A 19,960-nucleotide genomic window follows, 5' to 3' on the forward strand; every position below is an offset into this window, starting at 1 on the left:
CGCGCTCAGTCATGGGTGCGCCCAAAATCCTCGCGCGGGTCGTCCTGACCCTGCTCGACGATCGACCGGCGCACGTCGCGGGTGCGGCTGAACAGATCGAACAGTTCGTCGCCCTTGCCCCAGCGGATCGCGCGTTGCAGCGCGCTCAGATCCTCTGAAAAGCGCTGGAGCATGTCGAGCACCGCCTCGCGATTGCCCAGGAACACGTCGCGCCACATCGTCGGGTCGGACGCGGCGATGCGGGTGAAATCGCGAAAGCCGCCGGCCGAATATTTGATGACTTCGGACTGGGTGACTTCCTCCAGGTCCGACGCGGTGCCGACGATGGTATAGGCGATCAGGTGAGGCAGATGGCTGGTGACGGCCAGCACGCGGTCATGATGGTCGGGCGCCATCACTTCGATCTGCGCGCCCAGCGCCTGCCAGAAGGCCGACAGGCGGGCGACATTCGCCGGGTCGGTGCCATCGGGCGGGGTCAGGATGCACCAGCGGTTGCGGAACAGCGTGGCAAAGCCCGCCTCCGGGCCGCTGCGCTCGGTGCCGGCGACCGGATGGGCGGGGATGACAACATGACCCGGCAGCGCGTTCTGCAGCGCCTCGACGACGCTACTTTTGCATGATCCGACATCGCTGATGATCGTGCCCGTGCGCACCCCCGGCGCGATGGCGCGGGCAGCGGCCGCCATCGCGCCCACCGGCACGCACAGGATGACCAGATCGGCATCGGCGACGGCGGCGGCGGGATCTTCGTCGATCCGCGCGCACAGGTCCAGCCGACGGGCGGTGTCGCGCACCTTCGGGTCGGCATCATAGCCGCTGACCGGGCAATCGGGCAGGTCGGTGGCGACCGCGCGCGCGATCGACGATCCGATCAGCCCCAGGCCGATGATGGCGAAACGGGTGATGCCGTCCATCAGCCGCCGACAATCTCGCGCAGCGCCTGCGCGAGCCCGCGCGTCTCCTCCTCGGTGCCGATGGTGATGCGCAGGCCGTGGGGCAGCCCCTGCCCGGGCAGCCAGCGCACGATATAGCCGCGCGCCATCAGCGCGTGATAGGCGGCCTCCGCGCTCACCGCGCCTTCGAACAGCACCAGCAGGAAATTGGCGCGCGACGGCACGCTGCGCAGACCGGCATTGCCGAGCGCCTTTACCTCGTCCTCGAGCCAGGCACGCCACTTGGCGTTATGCGCGCGGGTGTCCGCGACGAATTGCTGATCGGCCAGCGCGGCGATCGCGGCCTTCTGACCCGCCGTGGTGATGTTGAACGGCGCGCGGATGCGATGCATCGCCGCGACCGCGTCGGCCGACCCATAGCCCCAGCCGATCCGTTCGGCGGCCAGACCGTAGATTTTCGAAAAGGTGCGCGTGACGATCACATTGGGCTGGGTGCGCGCCAGTTCGAGCGCGTGATCGTCCTCGTCCGCGTCGATATATTCGGCATAGGCCTGATCGATCACCAGCATGACGTCGGCGGGCAGGGCCGCATGAAGCCGCGCGATTTCCGCGCGCGGGGTGAAGGTGCCCGTCGGATTGTTGGGATTGGCGACATAGACGATGCGGGTGCGGGGCGTCACCGCCGCCAGGATCGCATCGACATCGGTCGCATAGTCGCGATCGGGGGCGATCACCGGTGTCGCGCCCACCCGCCGCGCGGCGATCTCATAGACCGAAAAGCCGTAACGCACGAACACCACTTCGTCGCCGGCCCCGGCATAGGCCCCGGCGACGAGGTGAAGCACCTCGTCCGATCCGGTGCCATAGATGATGCGCGCGGGATCGAGATCATGGACGGCGGCGATCGCGTCGCGAAGGTCGCCGGCCGCCGCGTCGGGATAGCGCGCGAGCGTATCGTTCGCAGCGCGAAACGCGGCATCGGCGTGCGGCGAGCAGCCGAGCGGATTTTCGTTCGACGACAGCTTGGCACGGACGGTGACGCCGTCGATCTTCGATCGACCGGGGACATAGGGGGCGATCGCCATGATCCAGGGCTTGGGCGTGGGTGCGTTCATGGCCCAGCCGATTGGCGCAAGCGGGCTGGATTGGCAAGCGGGGGGGTGGGTGCCCCAGCCTTCCCGGCTTCCCGTCCGTTCTCCCTCCCCTTCCGTCCGTGTCGCTGGAGATTGAACCAGGCAACCTCACGCCTCCCCGCGCCTGCGGGGAGCCCGGAAGACTGACCAGCGATTAACGTCACCCCCGCCTTGCGCCCGGGTCCCGCTTTTCTTCGTCGGGATCAGGCAACGGGATGCCGGATCAAGTTCGGGGTGACGTGAACCGTCTGCCTACAAAATGCGGGATCAAAGCATGCTTCATGCACTCCGCTTGCACCGGCCGTTGCCGCACCGTAACTGCGCGCCATGCCCGATGACGACCGTTTCGGCCTGCGCCGCACTGTCACGCTGCCCGGCCCGTTGCGGCTGGACAGCGGGGTGCTCTTCTCGCCGGTCGACATCGCCTATGAAACCTATGGCACGCTCGACGAAAACGCCGCCAACGCGATCCTGATCTGTCACGCGCTGACCGGCGACCAGTTCGTGGCATCCGAGCATCCGGTGACGGGCAAGCCCGGCTGGTGGACGCGCATGGTGGGACCGGGCAAGCCGATCGACCCGGCGCGGCATTTCGTCATCTGTGCCAATGTCATCGGCAGCTGCATGGGATCCTCCGGCCCGGCGACGGTCAACCCGGCGACCGGCGCGCCCTGGGCCATGGGCTTTCCGGTCATCACCATCCGCGACATGGTGAAGGCGCAGGCGATGCTGCTCGACCATCTCGGCATCCCCCGGCTGCGCGCCGTGGTCGGCGGGTCGATGGGCGGGATGCAGGCGCTCGGCTGGGCGGCGACCTTTCCCGATCGCGTGGAAGCCGCCGTGGTCATCGCCGCCACCGCGCGCCATTCGGCCCAGAACATCGCCTTTCACGAAGTCGGGCGCCAGGCGATCATGGCCGATCCGCGCTGGCGCGGCGGCGATTATTATGCCGACAACGATCCGCCTGCCGCGGGCCTGGCGGTCGCACGGATGGCCGCGCACATCACCTATCTGTCGGAGGCTGGCCTAACCGCCAAGTTCGGCCGCCGGCTGCAGGGGCGCGACGCCAAGTCGTTCGGTTTCGACGCGGATTTTCAGGTGGAGAGCTATTTGCGCCACCAGGGGTTGAGCTTCGTCGACCGGTTCGACGCCAACGCCTATCTCTACATCACCCGCGCGCTCGACTATTTCGACCTGGCGGAGGAGCATGGCGGGCTGCTCGCCAATGCGTTCCGGGACAGCCGCGCGCGCTTCTGCATCGTCAGCTTCGATACCGACTGGCTCTATCCGACCAGCGAATCGCGCGCGATCGTCCACGCGCTCAACGCCGCGGGCGCGCGCGCAAGCTTCGTCGAGCTGCATTCCCCGTTCGGTCACGACGCCTTCCTGCTGGAAAGTCCCGAACTGAACCGCGTGATCGACGGGTTCCTGAGGGCGGGGGAGTGACCGCGCTGCGCCCGGACCTGGCGATCATCGCCGCCAATGTCGCCACCGGCGCACGCGCGCTCGACATCGGCTGCGGCGACGGCCAGCTGATGGCGGCGCTGCGCGACGACCGCGGCGTCGATGCGCGCGGGCTGGAGATCGACGCGGAAAACGTCGCCGCCGCCGTCGCGCGCGGGCTGTCGGTCGTCCAGGGCGATGCCGACACCGATCTGGCGGGCTATCCCGACAAGAGCTTCGACTATGCGATCCTGAGCCAGACGCTGCAGACGACGCGTCGGCCCGACCTGGTGCTCGACCATCTGCTGCGCATCGGCGAGCGGGCGTTCGTGTCGTTTCCCAATTTCGCGCACTGGCGCAACCGCGTGTCGCTGCTGACCGGCGGGCGGATGCCGGTGACCCGCCTGCTGCCGATGCGCTGGTACGACACCCCCAACATCCACCATCTGACGATCGAGGACTTTCACGCGTTCGTGCGCGCGCGCGGCATCCGGGTGGAGGGGCGCTGGTTCCTCGCCAATGGCGGCGCCACGCGTTCGTCCTGGGCGAACGTACTGGCCGAGCACGCGGTGTTCCTGTTGCGACGCTGATCGAGGTGCCGACCCGTTGCGATCGGGCCGGCACCTCATTCGTCGGGCCGTCAGCTTATAGCGACCCGGTGCCGAGAAGTTCGGTGGCGGTCGACGCCGGCACCGACAGTCCAACCGCGAGTTCGAGCGACGCGCCTGGTCCGAGCAGCTCGGGACCCGCCGCGATCGACTCGTCCGACGCGAAGATGACCCGCCCGGCGTCGCGCGTGCCGACATTGGTCGGTGCGCCCGATGCGGGGGCAGCGTCGCGGAAGGTGAGGTTGTCGATGCCGAAATAATCGAGCGTGCTGCCGTCGCCGTCATTGGCATTGATCTCGACACGGCGCGCTCCGCCGAGCAGCGCCGGATCAAAGCTGAACGTTTCCGCACCCTGGTCGACCGACAGATTGACCGTGCCGAGCGGAATTGTGCCCGCTTCGTCGGAAAAGGCGGTGACGCTGATGTTCAGGCCGTTGCGGAACGCCGCCGACAGGTCCGCCGAAAGCAGGTCGAAGGGCGCTTCGCGGCTGAAGACCAGCGCCGATCCGGCGGCCGCGTCCTCGTAGCCGGCGATTTCCGTGCCGCCCGCTTCCGCGATGAACGCGATGTTCGACCCCGAAGTCGCGGTATAGCCCGGCAGCGACCCGTCGACGGACAGAACCGCGGTCTGCGACCAGTTGAACCCGGCATAGCCGTCGCCGATCCGCGCTTCCTGGCCGGCTGCGAGCGCGATATCGTCGAAGGTGATGACGGTGACGGTATCGCGGACGGTAAGGTTGTCGATACCGAAATAGTCGAGCGTGCTGCTATCGCCGTCATTGGCGTTGATCTCGACGCGACGCGCCCCGCCGAACAGCGCGGGGTCGAAGCTGAACGTCGTTGCACCCTGATTGACGACCAGCGTGACCGTGCCGAGCGGAATTGTGCCCGCTTCATCGGCAAAGGCGGTGACGCCGATGTTCAGCCCGCTGCGGAATGCCGCCGACAGGTCGGCCGAGATCAGATCGAAGGGGCGATCGCGGGTAAAGACGAGCGCCGATCCGGCGGCCGCATCCTCGTAGCCGCCAATTTCCGTGCCGCCCGCTTCCGCGATGAACGCGATGTTCGACCCAGATGTCGCGGTATAGCCCGGCAACGTCCCATCAACGGACAGGATCGCCGTCTGCAACCAATTGAAGCCAGCGTAACCGTCGCCGATCCGGGCCTCCTGTCCCGAACCGAGCACGATATCGTCAAATGTGATGACAGTATTATTAAACATATGCTTGCGAGCCCCTCTCTTTTTATGGTGGCCCGTCTAATCTATCCTCATCCATTACTGGGTCTATACATCGTATCAAGCGATTTTTCTATAATTGCGCTATTCGTTTCTTGCCGCGGCAAGTCGTTCTTAAGACAGGACGAATTAGGCATCCGCAAATCCAGCCTTCATCTGCACGACGCGACGAAGGCGATGACCAGGCCGGGCGCGTCCGCCGCCCGGTCGCGGCGATCAACGCTTGCACTTCGCTCGCCGACCGATAGCTTCCGGCACAAGCCACGTCGTCCCAGGGAGCACCCCCATGATCCGCACCACCGTCAGCGCGCTCGCGCTAACCCTCGCGCTCGCCGCCCCCGCCGCGAATGCCCAGGACGACAAGCCGAAATGGGACGTCAACGCCCCCACGGGGGCGACGTTGCGCCAGGTGCCGATCGACACCGACGAGGGCAGCTGGATGGACCTGGACGTCAGCCCGGACGGACGGACGGTCGCGTTCACGCTGCTGGGCGACATCTACACCATGCCGATCGCCGGCGGCGCGGCGACGCGGATCGCCGACGGGCTGGCGTGGGAAGTGCAGCCGCGCTTCTCGCCCAACGGGCGGCGCATCGCGTTCACCTCCGACCGGGGCGGCGGCGACAATATCTGGGTGATGAACGTCGACGGCAGCGACAAGCGCCAGGTGACGAAGGAGGATTTCCGCCTCTTGAACCAGCCGAGCTGGTCGCCCGACGGCCAGTTCATCGTCGCCAAGAAGCACTTCACCACCGGTCGGTCGCTCGGCACGGGCGAGGTCTGGCTCTACCATGTGTCGGGCGGCGGCGGGGTTCAGCTGGTCAAGCGGCCCAATGAGCAGCACCAGAAGGAACTGGGCGAGCCCGTCTATGCGCGCGACGGTAAATCGGTGTTCTTCACCCGCAATGTGACGCCGGGCCCGATCTTTGAATATGCGCAGGATTCGAACACCGACCTGTTCCATATCGAACGCTATGACCTGGCGAGCGGCGAGACGACGACCGCGGTCGCGGGGCTGGGCGGATCGGTGCGGCCGACCCCGTCGCCCGACGGGACCAAGCTGGCATTCGTCCGGCGCGAGGCGACGCGGTCCAAGCTCTACATCAAGGACATGGTGTCGGGCGCGGAGCGCAAGGTTTCCGACCTGCTCGACCAGGACGTGCAGGAAACCTGGGCGGTCACCGGCGTCTATCCCAACATGGCGTGGACGCCCGACGGCAAGTCGCTGCTGTTCTGGGCCAAGGGCAAGATCAACCGCGTCGACGCGGACGGATCGAAGGCGGCGGTCATCCCCTTCCGGGTCAACGACACCCGCGCCGTCGCCGACGCGCCGCACCCGCAAATCACCGTTGCGCCGGATCGCTTCGCAACCCGCATGGTGCGTTTCGCCAGCGTGTCGCCCGACGGCGCACAGGTGGTGTTCGAATCGCTCGGCAAATTGTGGGTGAAGCCGACCGCCGGCGGCACGGCCAGGCGGCTGACCCGCGGCGGCGACGAACTGGAACTGTTTCCCGCATGGTCGCGCGACGGCAAGTCGATCGTATTCGTCGGCTGGACCGACGCGAAGCTGGGCAGCGTGCGCATCGTCCCGGCAGGCGGCGGCGCCCCGCGCACCATCACCAGCCAGCCCGGCCATTATCGCCGCCCGGCCTTTTCGCCTGACGGCCGCACCATCGTGTTCGAACGAGGCGAAGGCGGCGGGCTGACGTCGCCCGGATGGTCGCAAAATGCCGGCATCTATCGCGTCGGCGTCAGCGGCGGCACCCCGGCGCTCGTCGCCAGCGACGGCACCCGGCCGCAATTCGGGAGCGCCAACGACCGGTTGTTCTGGGTCGAGCGCAAGGAAGGCAAGCTCCAGCTCGTCTCCGCCGACCTTTCGGGCCAGGCGCGGCGCACCCACGCGACCGGCGAGCTCGCGAGCGACTTCGTCGTGTCGCCCGACGGCCAGTCGGTGGCGTTCCGCCAGAATTACGAAGCCTTTGTCATGCCGCTGATGCCCGGTGGCCAGGCCGTGGCGGTCGCGCCCAAGGCCGACGGCCTGCCGGTGACCCGGGTCAGCTCGGGCGGTGCGGATTATCTCAACTGGTCGGGCAATGGCGCGCGGCTCCACTGGAGCATGGGGCCGATGCTGCTCGGCGCCGACCGCGCCGCCTTGTTCGCCGCCGCCCCGCCGGCCAAGGACGCGCCACGCTTCACCCCGCCGACGACGGGCGTCGACCTGTCGATGCCGGTCGACGCCGCCAAACCGCGCGGGACGGTGGTGCTCACCAATGCGCGCATCGTGACGATGTCGGCGGCGGATGGCGGGATCATCGACGACGGCGCGATCGTGATCGAGGGCGACCGCATCGTCGCGGTCGGCCAGCTCGCCGCGATGACGCTGCCCGCCGGCGCGACCACGATCGACCTGGCCGGCAAGACGATCGTGCCCGGCTTCGTCGACGCGCATGCGCACGGGCCACAGGGCGACGACGATCTGGTCCCGCAACAGAACTGGTCGCTGGTCCAGAACCTTGCGCTCGGCACCACGACGATCCACGACCCGTCGAGCCAGGCCAGCCACATCTTCGTGGCCCAGGAGCGCCAGCGTGCCGGCACGCTGCTCGGCCCGCGCATCTTTTCGACCGGCGAGATCATCTATGGGGCCAAGGCGGCCGATGTCTATGCGGAGATCAACAGCTATGACGACGCGCTCGCGCATCTGCGCCGGCTGAAGGCGCAGGGCGCGCATTCGGTCAAGAACTACAACCAGCCGCGCCGCGAACAGCGCCAGCAGGTCGTCGCCGCCGCGCGTGCGGAGGGAATGCAGGTGGTGGCCGAGGGCGGATCGCTGTTCGGCATGGACATGAACCTGATCGCCGACGGCAATTCGACGCTCGAGCACAACGTCCCGCTCGAATATTTCTACAAGGACGTCGTCGACTTCTTCGCCGCCTCACAGACTTATTACACGCCGACGCTGGTGGTCAGCTATGGCGGGCTGGCCGGCGACCCCTATTGGCGCCAGGCGACCAACATCTACGAACATCCGCTGCTCAAGGCGCATACCCCGCCCGCCCAGCTGCTCGCCGAAGGCGCGCGCGTGACCAAGGCGCCCGACAGCAATTTCGTCGATGACGACAATGCCCGCGAAGCCGCGAAGCTTGCCGCGCGCGGCGTGCCGGTGTCGATCGGTGCGCACGGGCAACAGGCCGGGATCGGCACCCATTGGGAACTCTGGTCGTTCGTGCGCGGCGGGATGACCCCTGTGCAGGCGCTTGCCGCGGGCACGATCACCGCGGCGAAGTCGCTGGGCATGGCCCGCGACATCGGCTCGATCGAGGCGGGCAAGCTCGCCGACCTGGTCGTGCTCGATGCCGATCCGACCCAGGACATCCGCAATTCGGACAAGGTCCATCGCGTCATGCTGGGCGGGCGGATGTACGATCCGGTGACGATGAACGAAGTCGCCACCGGCACCGCGAAGCGCCTGCCCTATTGGTGGGAGTGACGCGGAACGAAAATGGTGCTGCCGGTGAGGATTGAACTCACGACCTCAGCCTTACCAAGGATGCGCTCTACCACTGAGCTACGGCAGCACTCGCCCGTTCGGGACGCCCCGCTTGGCGGGGAGCGGCCTATGTGCAGGTGACGGGCCGATTGTCAAGGCGCACCCGCCTGCGATAGCAAAGGGCCGATGACGAACGAGGACCAGACGCGCAAAGAAAGGCTGGCCCGGGCGCTGCGCGAAAACCTGCGCCGCCGCAAGGCGCAGGCGCGCGCGACGCCGGTCGAAAAGCCTTCGCGCGATGGCGCTTTGGATTGAGAGTTGACGCCGCAGCGGCGGCGATCACCGGCCAGGCCGGGAAAGGATGGTGCGGTCGAGAAGACTCGAACTTCCACGGCCTTTCGGCCACAACGACCTCAACGTTGCGCGTCTACCAGTTCCGCCACGACCGCACATCCTGATGGCCGGGCTTCCCCGGCTGCTGGCAGGCGGCTGCCCCTAGCAAAGCACCGACAGCGTGGCAACCGGCGATTGCAACGCCACGCGCCGGGATTGCCGGACCCCGGCAATCCCGGCACGCGGCATGACTCAGCGCGTCGGATCGGGCGACGGCGCGGCGTCGTCGGTGGTGTTGTCGGTCGACGGCTCGGCGGGCGTCGGGTTGCCGGTGGTCGGGTCCGCCGGCGTCGGATCGGTCGGCTTCGTCGTTTCGGGCGTCATGCCGTGATCCGATTCGGTCGCATCGTTGGTGATCACGGTGTTGTTGCCGGCATCCGGATCGCCGGGGGGCGGGGACACCTGGGCGAGCGCGGCGGTCGAGCCGCACAGGATGAGCAGGCTGGCGAGGGTACGGGTACGCATGAACTAAACTCCTGATGACCAAGGGGTCATCCGGACAATGGGCGTCACGCCGCAGAGGTCCATAGCGCGGCGAACCGCTGGCCGCGCGATCGGGGCCGCTGACCCGCGAAGTGCCCGAACGCCGCGACTGGCCGTCGGGCGCGGCCAGCGTTGTTCACCCGCATTGCGCGCGGTGGAGCAGCTTCTGGTCGGCCAGCACGAGCGCGACCATCGCCTCGACCACCGGGGTGCCGCGGATGCCGACGCACGGATCGTGGCGGCCGCGCGTGACGATTTCGGTCGCGTCGCCCGCGCGGGTGATGGTTTCGACCGGGGTCAGGATCGAGCTGGTCGGCTTGAACGCGGCGCGCACCCGGATCGGCTGGCCGGTCGAAATGCCCCCGGCGATCCCGCCGGCATGGTTGGACAGGAAATCCGGCTGCCCCGCCGCGCCGGGGCGCATCGCGTCGGCATTGGCCTCGCCGCTCAGCGATGCGGCCGCAAAACCGTCGCCGATCTCGACCCCCTTGACCGCGTTGATCGACATGAGCGCGGCGGCAAGCTCGGCGTCGAGCTTGGCATAGAGCGGCGCCCCCCAGCCGCCTGGCACCCCCGTCGCTTCGCACGCAACGACCGCGCCCAGCGACGAGCCCGCCTTGCGCGCCTCGTCGATCCGGGCCTCCCACCGCGCGGCGGCGACGGGGTCGGGGCAGAAGAACGGATTGCGATCGATCTCCGCGGGGTCGAAGCGGGTCGCATCGATGGTGTCGCCGCCGATCGCCTCGACCCAGGCGGTCAGCGTCACCTCGGGGATGACCAGACGCGCCACCGCACCGGCGGCGACGCGCGCGGCGGTTTCACGCGCCGAAGACCGCCCGCCGCCGCGATAATCGCGAAAGCCGTATTTGACGTCATAGGCATAGTCGGCGTGGCCGGGACGATAGGCCTGGGCGACCTCGCCATAATCCTTTGAACGCTGGTCGACATTCTCGATCATCAGGCTGATCGGCGTGCCGGTCGTGCGCCCTTCGAACACGCCGGACAGGATGCGGATCTGATCGGGCTCCCGGCGCTGGGTGGTGAAGCGCGATTGCCCCGGCCGGCGGCGATCGAGAAAGGGCTGGATATCGGCTTCGCCCAGCGCGATGCCCGGCGGGCAGCCGTCGATCACCACGCCGAGCGCGGGCCCATGGCTCTCCCCCCAGGTGGTGAAGCGGAATACCCGGCCGAAGCTGTTGAAGCTCATTGCGCCCCGATCTCCGACTGGCGGGTCAGCCTGGGGATTTCGGCGCGCGGGCGAAAGCGCAGCGCCGACCAGTCGGCGTCGATCGCGACCTGGGTGACGGGAAGAAAATCGCGCGCCGCCAGCGGCTGCCAACCCGTATCGCGCGACATGTCGCTGCGGATCGCACCCGATTTCTTGGGATAGGCGAACCACAAGCGCGCACCGGGCCGATGCGCGGGCAGGAGCCGCGCCGCAAGCGGCTCGACATCCGCCGAACCGGTCACGAACGCGATGGTCAGGTCGGCGTCGTCGGCCGGCCCCGACGGCAGCGGCAGCACGTCCGCCAGCGCATCCGGTCGGCCGATCGCACAGCCTGTCATTCCGGGCTTGAAGCCGAGCTTGGCAAGCACCGCGCCCATCAGGCGAGCGCGATGTCCGGCGCGTCCTCCGCCTTCATGCCGATTACGTTGTAACCGGCATCGACGTGGTGGATTTCGCCGGTCACGCCGCTCGCCAGGTCGCTCAGCAGATAAAGTCCCGCGCCGCCGACATCCTCGATCGTGACATTGCGCTTCATCGGCGCGTTCAGTTCGTTCCATTTGAGGATGTAGCGGAAATCGCCGATGCCGCTCGCCGCCAGCGTCTTGATCGGCCCGGCGGAGATGGCGTTGACGCGGATATTGTCGCGGCCCAGGTCGGCGGCGAGATATTTGACCGAGGTGTCGAGCGCGGACTTCGCAACGCCCATCACATTGTAATGGGGTACGACCTTTTCCGAGCCATAGTAAGTCAGAGTCAGCAGGCTGCCGCCGTTCGGCATCATCGCGCGCGCGCGCCGCGCGATCGCGGTGAACGAATAGACGCTGATGTTCATCGTCATCAGGAAATTGTCGAGGCTGGTGTCGTAATAGCGTCCGCGCAGCTCGGTCTTGTCCGAAAAGCCGATGGCATGGACGACGAAATCGATCGTCGGCCAGTGTTCGGCCAGCATCGCGAAGGTCGCGTCCAGCTTGGCCATGTCCGAAACGTCGCAATCGATCAGGATCGGGGCGCCCAGCTGTTCGGCGAGCGGGCGGACCCGACGTTCGAGCGCCTCGCCCTGATAGGTGAACGCCAGTTCGGCACCCTGTTCCGCCAGTTTCTTCGCGATACCCCATGCCAGCGAACGATCATTGGCCAGCCCCATGATCAGCCCGCGCTTTCCCGCCATCAATCCCGTCACGTCGCCCTCTTCGCGTCTTCGTCCGGCGCGCCTTCTAGCCCGGTCGCGCTGCGTTGCGCCAGCGCCGCGTTCAATTCGGCGCCGATCACCACGCCCAGCCCGATCAGCTGAAAGAACACCAAGGCGATCATCACTCCGGCCAAGCTGCCGTAAGTGAGGTCGTAATTGGCGAGCGTCCCCAGCACGACCGGCAGCAGCGCGGTGGTGCCCAGCCACCACAGGGTCGTCAACAGGGCACCCGGCCATTTCGGACATCCCCGACGGTAACGGCCCGGCGTCAGGCTGTAGAACAGGAAATACATCGCCACGAACAGCGCGACCGCCGGCGCGATCCGCGACAGCGAGACGAGATCGGCGGCATCCTGGGCAAAGGGCAGGACGCGGACGATGAATGCCTCGACCGCGGTCAGGATCACCTGCAGCGCGAACGCGACGAGGACCATGACGACGCTGAGGATGATCAGCCCCATCGAGGTCAATCGATATTCCCAGAACGGCCGGCTCATCGACGTGCCATAGGCTTGGCGCAGGATCGAGCGGATCGTTTCGATGAAGCCCGCGGTGGTCCACAGCCCGACCAGCGCGCCGATCCACAACAGCGCGCCAGACCGCGCCGCGATGACGTCGGTGACCGGCCCGGCCAGAACGTCGGCGACATCGGGCGGCACGGTGCGCAGGAAAGCGACCAGCGCACGCTCACCGTCGCCGGTGCGCCCGAACAGGCCGGCGACCGCGGCGGCAACGATGAAGAAGGGGAACAAGGTCAGCAGCGACAGATAGGCGAGGTTGCCCGAATGGGTGAAGCCGCGCTCGACCGACTTGACCGCCACCTGTTTGGTTACCGACCAGATTTCGGACATCGTCGTCCCCCTTCGTGCCGCCTGTCACCGGGAAACGGTCGGCCCGCGCTCAAGGATCCAATCGCCGTCGCGGATCATGGCGGTCGCGCCCCGGCCAGCCGCGGACGAATTCGACCAGTGCGTCATCCTCGACCGGCAGGTCGATCATTAGCGTGACCAGCTGGTCGCCGCGCCCACCGCCCTTTTTGTGAAAGCCGCGGCCCTTCAGGCGCAGCACCTTGCCCGACGTCGCGCCCTTGGGAACGGTGAGCATCACGGTGCCCTCGACGGTCGGCACGCGGACCTGCGCGCCCAGCACCGCTTCGGCCAGCGTGATCGGCAGGTCGAGCCGGACATCGTCGCCGTCGCGGGTGAAGTAGCGGTGCGGCTGCACCTCGATCGTCACGATCGCATCGCCCGGCCCGCCCGGCCCCGACTGGCCCTTGCCCGCCAGACGCAACTGGGTGCCGCTGTCGACGCCCGGCGCGAGCTTGAGGTCGATCGTCTTGCCGTCGCCCAGCGTGATGCGCTGGGGCGCGAGCGTCGCCGCATCGACGAACGGCACCGCCAGGCGATAGGGGGTGTTCGCGCCCTTCGGCTGGGCACGACGTCCGAAGCCGCCGAAACCGCTGGCGAAACCGCCGCCGGGGCGCGATCCGCCGCCCTGGCCGAACAGCCCCTCGAAAATGTCGCTAAAGTCGCCGCCCTCGCTGGAAAAATCGAACTGGCCGCCGCCGGGGCGAAAGCCGCCGCCATTCCCCGCACCGAAGCCATAGGGCGCGGTCGGATTGCCCTCGCCGTCGATCTCGCCGCGGTCGAAACGGGCGCGCTTGTCCTTGTCGGTCAGCAGGTCATAGGCCTGCGTGACCTTGGCAAACCGCTCCGAAGCCCGGGGATTGTCCTTGTTGTAATCGGGATGCAGCTCCTTGGCGAGCTTGCGATAAGCCTTCTTGATCTCGCCCTCGCTCGCGGTGCGCGCCACGCCAAGCGTCGCATAGGGATCAGCCATCTGGTCTCCGAACCGTTCCTGGCACCCCCAAGGGGTGCGTTGATGCGGCATAGCACTTAGTCGCCGGGGGCGCCCGATTAAAGACGGTGGGCCTTCCGGCGGTGCCGATCAGGCCGGGTCGGCCAGCGGCTCGACATCGACCGACACCTGCATCGCCTGCGCGCCCGACCCCAGCACGACGCCGTCGATCGGCGCGACATCGCCATAGTCGCGCCCGACCGCCATGACGATATGGTCGCCCGCCATCCAGATGCCGTTGGTCGGATCGACCCCGATCCAGCCGCGTTCGGCCCCGCACCAGATCAGCACCCACGCATGGGTGGCGTCCGCACCGACCAGCCGCGGCTGTCCCGGCGGCGGCAGCGTGCGGATATAGCCGGAGGCATAGGCGGCGGGCAGACCGGCCGCGCGCAGCCCGCTCAGCATGATCTGGGCGAAATCCTGGCAAACCCCGCCGCGCTTGGCAAAGGCCTCCGCCGGCGGGGTGTCGACGAGCGTCGCGGTGGGGTCGAACGCGAATTCGCGCTGGATCCGCTGCGCCAGCGCGATGCCGGCCTCAAGGACGCCGCGATCGGGATCGAGGTCGCTGGCGCACCATTGCGCGATGTCGACGTCGAGTGGGATGCGGGGCGAGGGGAAGAGATAGGCGGCCGGGCCGGCGGCGCGCATGTCGCCGCTCGATCGCGCCGCCGCCGCGACCGCCGCGACGCTCGGATCGTCGGGCGCCGGCATCGGTACCGCACGGTCGACCGCGACGCAGGCCAGGCTTTCGATCGTCAGCGTCCGGGTTGGCTGGGTGATCACCAGCCGGGTGACGTTGGCCAGGCCGGTATTGAAGCTCGCCGCGGTCATCTCGCCGCCCGGCTCGACCGACAGATGGTGACGTTCCAGGCGCTGACCGTCCCAGGCGATCGGGCGCAGCCGGAGGTTGCAGCGCGCGAACGCCGCCGGCTCGGCATAGTCGAAGCGGGTCACATGGCGGATGGCGTAACGCATCGCGTCAGGCGAGCGTCAGGCCGCCGGCGCGCAGAGGCTCCGCGCCATGCAGGAAATAGCGCCGCGCAATCGCGTCCGAGACCTGCCCGACCTGGTTCGCCCAGTCGTCGAGCGTGCCGGCATCGATCTGTTCGACCCGCGCGATCTGCACCGCGGCCTGCAACGCCTCCGCCAGCGCCTGTTGCGGTTCGGCCAGCCCATGGTCGGACAGGACGGGCAGCCGGCGGAGATGATCGAGGATCGTCGCGGTCTGGAAGGCCAGGCTGCGGGGGTTGCCGGGATCGAGCAGCACGAGATCGAGGATGGGACGGCGCGCGATCGCGCCCAGATAGCGCTGGCGATAGCTGATCTGGCTGTCGGCCAGGTCGAGGAGCGTCGACAGGTCGTCGCCGCTCGCGTCCTCCGCCATGAATGCGCTAACGATGCGCAGGATCGTCGCCGCGCGCTCGATGCGGCGGCCGAGGTCGTGGAAACGCCACGCATCGGTGCGCGCCATGTGTTCGGCGGCCAGCCCCGCCATCGCGGCGTAGCGGCGCTGGAGCGAGCCCGCGCGGTCGAGCAGCGTGCCGCCCTGGGGAAAGGGCGCGTCGAGCAGGCGGATCATGTCCGCCGACAAGCGCTCGCGCGATACCGATCCGATGGTGCGCGCCTGGCCGATGATCGCGCGCACGCCATACCAGCCGCGATGCCCGTCCAATGCCGCTTCGGCAAACTCGGCGAGGTCGGTGCGCGACCGCGTCGGCGGGGCGGGCGCGGCGCCGGCGGCACGGATCAGGTCGACGAGCCGTGTGACGGTGTCCGCCGCGAGTGCGGCACCGGTGTCCGCGCTGATCGAATGGCCGAGCAGGACGCGGATGACGCCGAGCAATGCCTCGCCACGCTCCAGATAGCGGCCGAGCCAGAACAGGTTGTCGGCGACCCGGCTGGGCAGCGTGCCGGGGTTGCGGCGGATCTCGATGGCGCCCGCCGTCGGCAATAGCGAGATGGCCGGCACCGGATCGGGGCCATGGACGCAGACATCGGCCGACCAGCTGCCCTCCCCCATCACCGCCGCGCGCGTGTCGGGCCCGGTGCCGATCCGCGCCAGACCGCCGGGCATCACCACCCATTGGCCGTCGGCACCGCGCGCAGCGAAGACCCGCAGCGTGAACGGCCGCGCCGCCAGCGCACCTTCGATCACCACCGGCATCGTCGACAGCCGTACGACCTCCCGCCCCGCATAATCCTGGGGCCGGCGCTTCAGGTCAGCGGCCAGCGCCGCGCGCTCGGAACGGCCGAGCGATGCGCCCATCACCGGCTCCGCACCCGGCAGGCCGAGCGGCGCGGGGCCAAAGGCCGGCCCGATCAACCGCTCGTCAAGATGGGCGAGCATATCATCCGCCGCGGCCGGATCGCCGCACCACCAGGTCGCGATATTGGGCAGAGTGAGCGGGCGGCCAAGCATGCGCCGGGCAAGCTGGGGCAGAAAGGCCATGAACGCCGGTGCCTCGAGCACGCCGACGCCGGGGGCATTGGCGATGACGACATTGCCCGCCGCCATGGCGTCGACCAGGCCGGCGACCCCGATCTGCGAGGCGGAATCGAACACCAGCGGGTCGAGGAACTGGGGATCGATCCGCCGCCACAGCGCATCGATGCGCTTCAGCCCGGCAATGGTGCGGACATAGACCTTGCCGTCGATCGCGGCGAGATCGGCACCTTCGACCAGGAGGAAGCCGAGATAGCGCGCCAGATGCGCCTGTTCGGCATAGCTCGGGTTGAACCGGCCGGGAGTCAGCAGCCCGATGCGCGGATCGGTGCGACGGCACGACGCGGCCAGCCCCTCGCGCATCGCCGCGAAAAAGGGTGCGTGACGCTCGATGTTGAGGCGAAGCTGCAGCCCGCTGATCGTGCGCGCGATCGCCAGCCGGTTTTCCAGCGCATAGCCCGCACCCGCCGGCGAGCGCAGATGATCGGCCAGCACGCGCCAGCCGCCATCGGGATCGCGCGCCAGATCGGCGGCGTAGAAATGCAGGTGGCGGCCGCCCGGCGGCGACATTCCCGCCATCGCACGCAGGAAATAGGGGCTGCCGGTGGCAAGCGCCGCGGGCAGCGCGCCATCGGCCATCAGCGTCGCCGGGCCATACAGGTCGGCCAGCACGGTTTCCATCAGTTCCGCGCGCTCGACGATGCCGGCTTCGACCTGCCGCCAATCGTCGCGATCGATCATCAGCGGCACCGGCGACAGCGGCCAGGGCCGCTCCTCGCGCTCGCCGGGAATGCGGTAGCCGGTGCCGATATCGTCGGCGTGGCGCTGCGCGCGCTCGCGTGCCTGATCCAGCGTGGGCGCCGCGCCGGCCAGTTCCTCGATCATCGTCGACCAGGCCGCGCGCGACGCGCCGGTTGCGGCGCACAGGGCATCCACGCCCGAATCGGCGGCGCAATAGGCGCGTTCCCATGCGCGCGCATTGTCGCTTGATTCAGGGGGTGTCGCCGATGCGCTAGCCATCGCAGTCCATGAGTGGCGCCTTCAATCCCGGTGTCGCCCCGCCGGGCGACCGGGCCGGGTGACGTGACCACAAAGGCCATGACAGCGCAACCGCGTTGCGCACGGCGGCGCATGCAAATCGAAACGCCGGTGTGGCACGTGTCTCGACAGCCTTCGGACGGGGGCCTAGATCGCCCGGATGAACGATGCCGATCCCCTTGCGCGGTTCGACGCCTGGCTGGCCGAAGCCAGCGCCAGCGAACCCAACGATCCGAATGCGATGGCACTGGCGACGACCGACGGCGTGGGGCGCCCCTCGGTCCGCATGGTGTTGTTGAAGGGGCATGGGCCCGACGGCTTCGTCTTCTACACCAATCGCGAGAGCCGCAAGGCGGGCGAGCTCGCGGCGACGGGACATGCGGCGCTGCTGTTCCACTGGAAAACGCTGCGCCGCCAGGTGCGCATCGAGGGGTCGGTGCAAATGGCCGACGACGCGACGTCGGACGCGTATTTCGCGACCCGGCCGCGCGAGTCCCGGCTTGGCGCCTGGGCGTCAGACCAGTCGCGCACGCTCGACCGCCGTGAAACGTTCGAGGCGAAGCTGGCCGCCGTGGAAGCGCGCTTCGCCGGGGGCGACGTGCCCCGCCCGCCGCACTGGGGCGGCTATGTCCTGACGCCCGAACGGATCGAATTCTGGACCGATCGCGACCATCGCCTGCACGAGCGCCACGTGTTCACCCGCGATGCCGGCAATGCGTGGCGCATGACGATGCTGTTTCCATGACCGACGCCGCCGCCCTGGCCCGGCTGACCCGCAACGCGGCGCTGGCGAGCGTGGCGACCGCGATCCTGCTTGGCGCGATCAAGCTCGCCGCCGCGATCGAAACCGGGTCGGTGGCGATGCTTGGCTCGCTCGCCGATTCGCTGCTCGACCTCGTCGCCTCGCTCGTGACGCTGTTCGGCGTGCACATGGCGGCGCGCCCGGCGGATGCCGACCACCGTTTCGGCCACGGCAAGGCGGAGGCGCTGGCCGCGCTGTTCCAGGTCGCGATCATCACCGCGTCGGCGATCGCGATCCTGATTCAGGCACTGCGGCGCTTTTCGGCCGGCGCGGCGACCGCGCATGCCGAAATCGGCATCGGCGCGTCGGCGGTGGCGATCGTCGTTACGCTGCTGCTGACCCGCTATCAGCGCCGGGTCGTCGCCGCGACGGGGTCACTCGCGATCGGCACCGACCGGCTGCATTACGAATCCGACCTGTGGCTCAACCTGTCGGTCATCGCCGCGCTGACGCTCGAGCGCGGGCTTGGATGGCGTGGCATCGACCCGATGTTCGGCGTGGCGATCGGGCTGTGGCTGTTGTTCGGCGCGTGGCGCGCATCGGTCGCGGCGATCAACCAGCTGATGGACCGCGAATGGCCGGACGAGAAGCGGCGGCGCTTCGTCGAAGTCGCCAGCCGCCACCCCGAGCTGCGCAACCTCCACGACCTGCGCACCCGCACCAGCGGCGCGCGCGATTTTGTGCAGTTCCACATGTGGATGGACCCCGACATGACGGTCGCCCGGGCGCATGACGTGGTCGAGGCGCTGGAGCGCCAGCTGTCGGAAGCGTTTCCCAATACCGAGATCCTGATCCATATCGACCCCGAGGGGCAGGTGGATCATCCCGGCAACGACCTGATCGAAGCCGACGAACTCGCCCGCCTGCCCAAGGAGCCATGATGACCCGACTGCGCTTTTTCCAGGTCGACGCATTTGCCGATCGCGCCTTTGCCGGCAACCCGGCTGCGGTCATGCCGCTCGACCAATGGCTCGACGACGAAGTGCTTCAGGCGATCGCGGCCGAAAACAACCTGTCGGAAACCGCCTTCTATATTCCGGATAGCGACGGCGACGCCGATTTCGAGCTGCGCTGGTTCACCCCGACGACCGAGGTCATCATGTGCGGCCATGCGACGCTCGCGTCGGGCCATGTCGTGCTCGGGCTCGACCAGGCGCGCGACCAGGTCCGGTTCCGGACCCGCCGGGCCGGCATCCTGGAGGTGCGGCGCGACGGCGATGGCTATGCGATGGCACTGCCCGCATGGACGCCCGCCCCGCGCGCCTTGCCGCACATCGTCGCGGCGCTGGGCGTCGATGCGGGTGCGGTCCGCGACACGCTGTGGCACGATGCGGGCAACAGCCTGATCGTCTTCGACCATGCCGACCAGGTAATGGCGCTGACGCCCGATTTCCGCGCGCTGGCGACCCATGGCGACGTGCTGGTCATCGCCACCGCACCGGGCACCGACAGTGACGTGATGAGCCGGGTATTCGCACCGGGTGCCGGGATCGACGAGGACCCGGTGACGGGCGCAGCGCATGCGGTGCTGACCCCCTATTGGGCAAAGCGGCTCGGTCGCGCGCAGTTCACCGCCTTTCAGGCGAGCGCGCGCGGCGGGCGGATCGCCTGTACCGATGCCGGCGACCGAGTCATGTTAGGGGGCGGGTGCGTGTCGGTGATCGAGGGCAGCTTCCTGCTCTGATCCACCCTTGGGACAGGGTTCAATCGAGCCAGTCCG

18 protein-coding genes and 2 tRNA genes are annotated in these 19,960 nt (G+C 68.4%); 7 read left to right on the forward strand and 13 right to left on the reverse strand.

Annotated features, from left to right (window positions below; genetic code table 11):
* Window positions 1-5 precede the first annotated feature (5 nt).
* Complete coding sequence (locus GO308_RS10270) at window positions 6-914, reverse strand: prephenate/arogenate dehydrogenase family protein (protein ID WP_240885381.1); 909 nt, start codon at window positions 912-914, stop codon at window positions 6-8.
* The gene (gene hisC / locus GO308_RS10275) at window positions 914-2,008 is read right to left on the reverse strand and encodes a histidinol-phosphate transaminase (protein ID WP_240885382.1); all 1,095 of its coding nucleotides are present in this window, start codon (window positions 2,006-2,008) and stop codon (window positions 914-916) included. The genes GO308_RS10270 and hisC overlap by 1 nt, the downstream gene beginning before the upstream one ends.
* Before the next feature lie 345 nt (window positions 2,009-2,353).
* Between hisC and GO308_RS10280 the strand changes: the two genes are divergently transcribed.
* On the forward strand, window positions 2,354-3,472 hold the full coding sequence (locus GO308_RS10280) for a homoserine O-acetyltransferase (protein WP_066551264.1): 1,119 nt from the start codon (window positions 2,354-2,356) through the stop codon (window positions 3,470-3,472).
* Entirely contained in the window at window positions 3,469-4,059 is a 591-nt protein-coding gene (metW, locus tag GO308_RS10285) for a methionine biosynthesis protein MetW (RefSeq protein WP_066544436.1), read from the forward strand. The genes GO308_RS10280 and metW overlap by 4 nt, the downstream gene beginning before the upstream one ends.
* A gap of 55 nt (window positions 4,060-4,114) precedes the next feature.
* Here metW and GO308_RS10290 read toward each other — a convergent pair whose 3' ends face one another.
* Window positions 4,115-5,299, reverse strand: coding sequence for a hypothetical protein (locus GO308_RS10290; protein ID WP_240885383.1), 1,185 nt, complete (start codon window positions 5,297-5,299; stop codon window positions 4,115-4,117).
* A 301-nt stretch (window positions 5,300-5,600) separates the two neighbouring features.
* Here GO308_RS10290 and GO308_RS10295 point away from each other — a divergent pair, with 301 nt between their 5' ends.
* Window positions 5,601-8,804, forward strand: coding sequence for an amidohydrolase family protein (locus GO308_RS10295; protein WP_240885384.1), 3,204 nt, complete (start codon window positions 5,601-5,603; stop codon window positions 8,802-8,804).
* 13 nt (window positions 8,805-8,817) lie between these two features.
* Here the strand turns inward: GO308_RS10295 and GO308_RS10300 are convergent.
* Window positions 8,818-8,892: transfer RNA gene (locus GO308_RS10300), tRNA-Thr, on the reverse strand.
* A gap of 98 nt (window positions 8,893-8,990) precedes the next feature.
* Here GO308_RS10300 and GO308_RS18620 point away from each other — a divergent pair.
* Window positions 8,991-9,119: a hypothetical protein gene (locus GO308_RS18620; RefSeq protein ID WP_276616522.1), complete on the forward strand. Its 129-nt coding sequence runs from the start codon at window positions 8,991-8,993 to the stop codon at window positions 9,117-9,119.
* A gap of 47 nt (window positions 9,120-9,166) precedes the next feature.
* Here GO308_RS18620 and GO308_RS10305 read toward each other — a convergent pair.
* The 9 genes from GO308_RS10305 to GO308_RS10345 all read right to left on the reverse strand — a co-directional run bounded on the left by GO308_RS10305 (window position 9,167) and on the right by GO308_RS10345 (window position 17,420).
* A tRNA-Leu gene (locus GO308_RS10305) sits at window positions 9,167-9,253 on the reverse strand.
* A gap of 136 nt (window positions 9,254-9,389) precedes the next feature.
* Window positions 9,390-9,662: a hypothetical protein gene (locus GO308_RS10310; protein WP_240885385.1), complete on the reverse strand. Its 273-nt coding sequence runs from the start codon at window positions 9,660-9,662 to the stop codon at window positions 9,390-9,392.
* A 154-nt stretch (window positions 9,663-9,816) separates the two neighbouring features.
* A complete protein-coding gene (gene aroC, locus GO308_RS10315) occupies window positions 9,817-10,887 on the reverse strand; it encodes a chorismate synthase (protein ID WP_240885386.1) in 1,071 nt (356 codons plus the stop codon).
* The gene (locus GO308_RS10320; protein WP_066483486.1) at window positions 10,884-11,285 is read right to left on the reverse strand and encodes a hypothetical protein; all 402 of its coding nucleotides are present in this window, start codon (window positions 11,283-11,285) and stop codon (window positions 10,884-10,886) included. Before GO308_RS10320 ends, aroC begins: the two co-directional genes overlap by 4 nt.
* Window positions 11,285-12,088 carry an enoyl-ACP reductase FabI gene (fabI, locus tag GO308_RS10325; protein WP_346769083.1) on the reverse strand — a complete coding sequence of 268 codons (804 nt, stop codon included), beginning with the start codon at window positions 12,086-12,088 and terminating at the stop codon, window positions 11,285-11,287. Before fabI ends, GO308_RS10320 begins: the two co-directional genes overlap by 1 nt.
* Entirely contained in the window at window positions 12,085-12,948 is an 864-nt protein-coding gene (locus tag GO308_RS10330) for a YihY/virulence factor BrkB family protein (RefSeq protein ID WP_066483484.1), read from the reverse strand. The genes fabI and GO308_RS10330 overlap by 4 nt, the downstream gene beginning before the upstream one ends.
* A 49-nt stretch (window positions 12,949-12,997) precedes the next feature.
* Window positions 12,998-13,936, reverse strand: coding sequence for a J domain-containing protein (locus GO308_RS10335; protein ID WP_240885387.1), 939 nt, complete (start codon window positions 13,934-13,936; stop codon window positions 12,998-13,000).
* Between the two features lie 108 nt (window positions 13,937-14,044).
* Window positions 14,045-14,932 carry a transglutaminase family protein gene (locus GO308_RS10340; protein WP_066483480.1) on the reverse strand — a complete coding sequence of 296 codons (888 nt, stop codon included), beginning with the start codon at window positions 14,930-14,932 and terminating at the stop codon, window positions 14,045-14,047.
* A 4-nt stretch (window positions 14,933-14,936) separates the two neighbouring features.
* Window positions 14,937-17,420, reverse strand: coding sequence for a circularly permuted type 2 ATP-grasp protein (locus GO308_RS10345; RefSeq protein WP_066483479.1), 2,484 nt, complete (start codon window positions 17,418-17,420; stop codon window positions 14,937-14,939).
* A 178-nt stretch (window positions 17,421-17,598) separates the two neighbouring features.
* Between GO308_RS10345 and pdxH the strand changes: the two genes are divergently transcribed.
* From pdxH to GO308_RS10360, 3 genes are read left to right on the forward strand one after another with little or no spacing between them, the layout of a single operon-like run.
* Window positions 17,599-18,183, forward strand: coding sequence for a pyridoxamine 5'-phosphate oxidase (pdxH, locus tag GO308_RS10350; RefSeq protein WP_066483478.1), 585 nt, complete (start codon window positions 17,599-17,601; stop codon window positions 18,181-18,183).
* Window positions 18,180-19,121, forward strand: coding sequence for a cation diffusion facilitator family transporter (locus tag GO308_RS10355; RefSeq protein WP_066483475.1), 942 nt, complete (start codon window positions 18,180-18,182; stop codon window positions 19,119-19,121). The genes pdxH and GO308_RS10355 overlap by 4 nt, the downstream gene beginning before the upstream one ends.
* Entirely contained in the window at window positions 19,121-19,924 is an 804-nt protein-coding gene (locus tag GO308_RS10360; protein WP_240885388.1) for a PhzF family phenazine biosynthesis protein, read from the forward strand. The genes GO308_RS10355 and GO308_RS10360 overlap by 1 nt, the downstream gene beginning before the upstream one ends.
* The last annotated feature ends 36 nt before the right edge of the window (window positions 19,925-19,960 follow it).

It is taken from the genome of Sphingomonas sp. SFZ2018-12, assembly GCF_022496715.1.
In the GTDB taxonomy this organism is placed as follows: Bacteria; Pseudomonadota; Alphaproteobacteria; order Sphingomonadales; family Sphingomonadaceae; genus Sphingomonas.

Excerpts from the sequence above, each read along its gene's own strand:
- GO308_RS10320 (WP_066483486.1), bottom strand. The coding sequence starts at position 11,285 with ATGGGCGCGGTGCTTGCCAAGCTCGGCTTCAAGCCCGGAATGACAGGC.
- GO308_RS10360 (WP_240885388.1), top strand. The coding sequence starts at position 19,121 with ATGACCCGACTGCGCTTTTTCCAGGTCGACGCATTTGCCGATCGCGCC.
- GO308_RS10310 (WP_240885385.1), bottom strand. The coding sequence starts at position 9,662 with ATGCGTACCCGTACCCTCGCCAGCCTGCTCATCCTGTGCGGCTCGACC.
- GO308_RS10345 (WP_066483479.1), bottom strand. The coding sequence starts at position 17,420 with ATGGCTAGCGCATCGGCGACACCCCCTGAATCAAGCGACAATGCGCGC.
- hisC (WP_240885382.1), bottom strand. The coding sequence starts at position 2,008 with ATGAACGCACCCACGCCCAAGCCCTGGATCATGGCGATCGCCCCCTAT.
- GO308_RS18620 (WP_276616522.1), top strand. The coding sequence starts at position 8,991 with ATGACGAACGAGGACCAGACGCGCAAAGAAAGGCTGGCCCGGGCGCTG.
- GO308_RS10290 (WP_240885383.1), bottom strand. The coding sequence starts at position 5,299 with ATGTTTAATAATACTGTCATCACATTTGACGATATCGTGCTCGGTTCG.
- GO308_RS10295 (WP_240885384.1), top strand. The coding sequence starts at position 5,601 with ATGATCCGCACCACCGTCAGCGCGCTCGCGCTAACCCTCGCGCTCGCC.
- aroC (WP_240885386.1), bottom strand. The coding sequence starts at position 10,887 with ATGAGCTTCAACAGCTTCGGCCGGGTATTCCGCTTCACCACCTGGGGG.
- GO308_RS10355 (WP_066483475.1), top strand. The coding sequence starts at position 18,180 with ATGACCGACGCCGCCGCCCTGGCCCGGCTGACCCGCAACGCGGCGCTG.
- GO308_RS10335 (WP_240885387.1), bottom strand. The coding sequence starts at position 13,936 with ATGGCTGATCCCTATGCGACGCTTGGCGTGGCGCGCACCGCGAGCGAG.
- pdxH (WP_066483478.1), top strand. The coding sequence starts at position 17,599 with ATGAACGATGCCGATCCCCTTGCGCGGTTCGACGCCTGGCTGGCCGAA.
- GO308_RS10270 (WP_240885381.1), bottom strand. The coding sequence starts at position 914 with ATGGACGGCATCACCCGTTTCGCCATCATCGGCCTGGGGCTGATCGGA.
- GO308_RS10340 (WP_066483480.1), bottom strand. The coding sequence starts at position 14,932 with ATGCGTTACGCCATCCGCCATGTGACCCGCTTCGACTATGCCGAGCCG.
- GO308_RS10280 (WP_066551264.1), top strand. The coding sequence starts at position 2,354 with ATGCCCGATGACGACCGTTTCGGCCTGCGCCGCACTGTCACGCTGCCC.
- GO308_RS10330 (WP_066483484.1), bottom strand. The coding sequence starts at position 12,948 with ATGTCCGAAATCTGGTCGGTAACCAAACAGGTGGCGGTCAAGTCGGTC.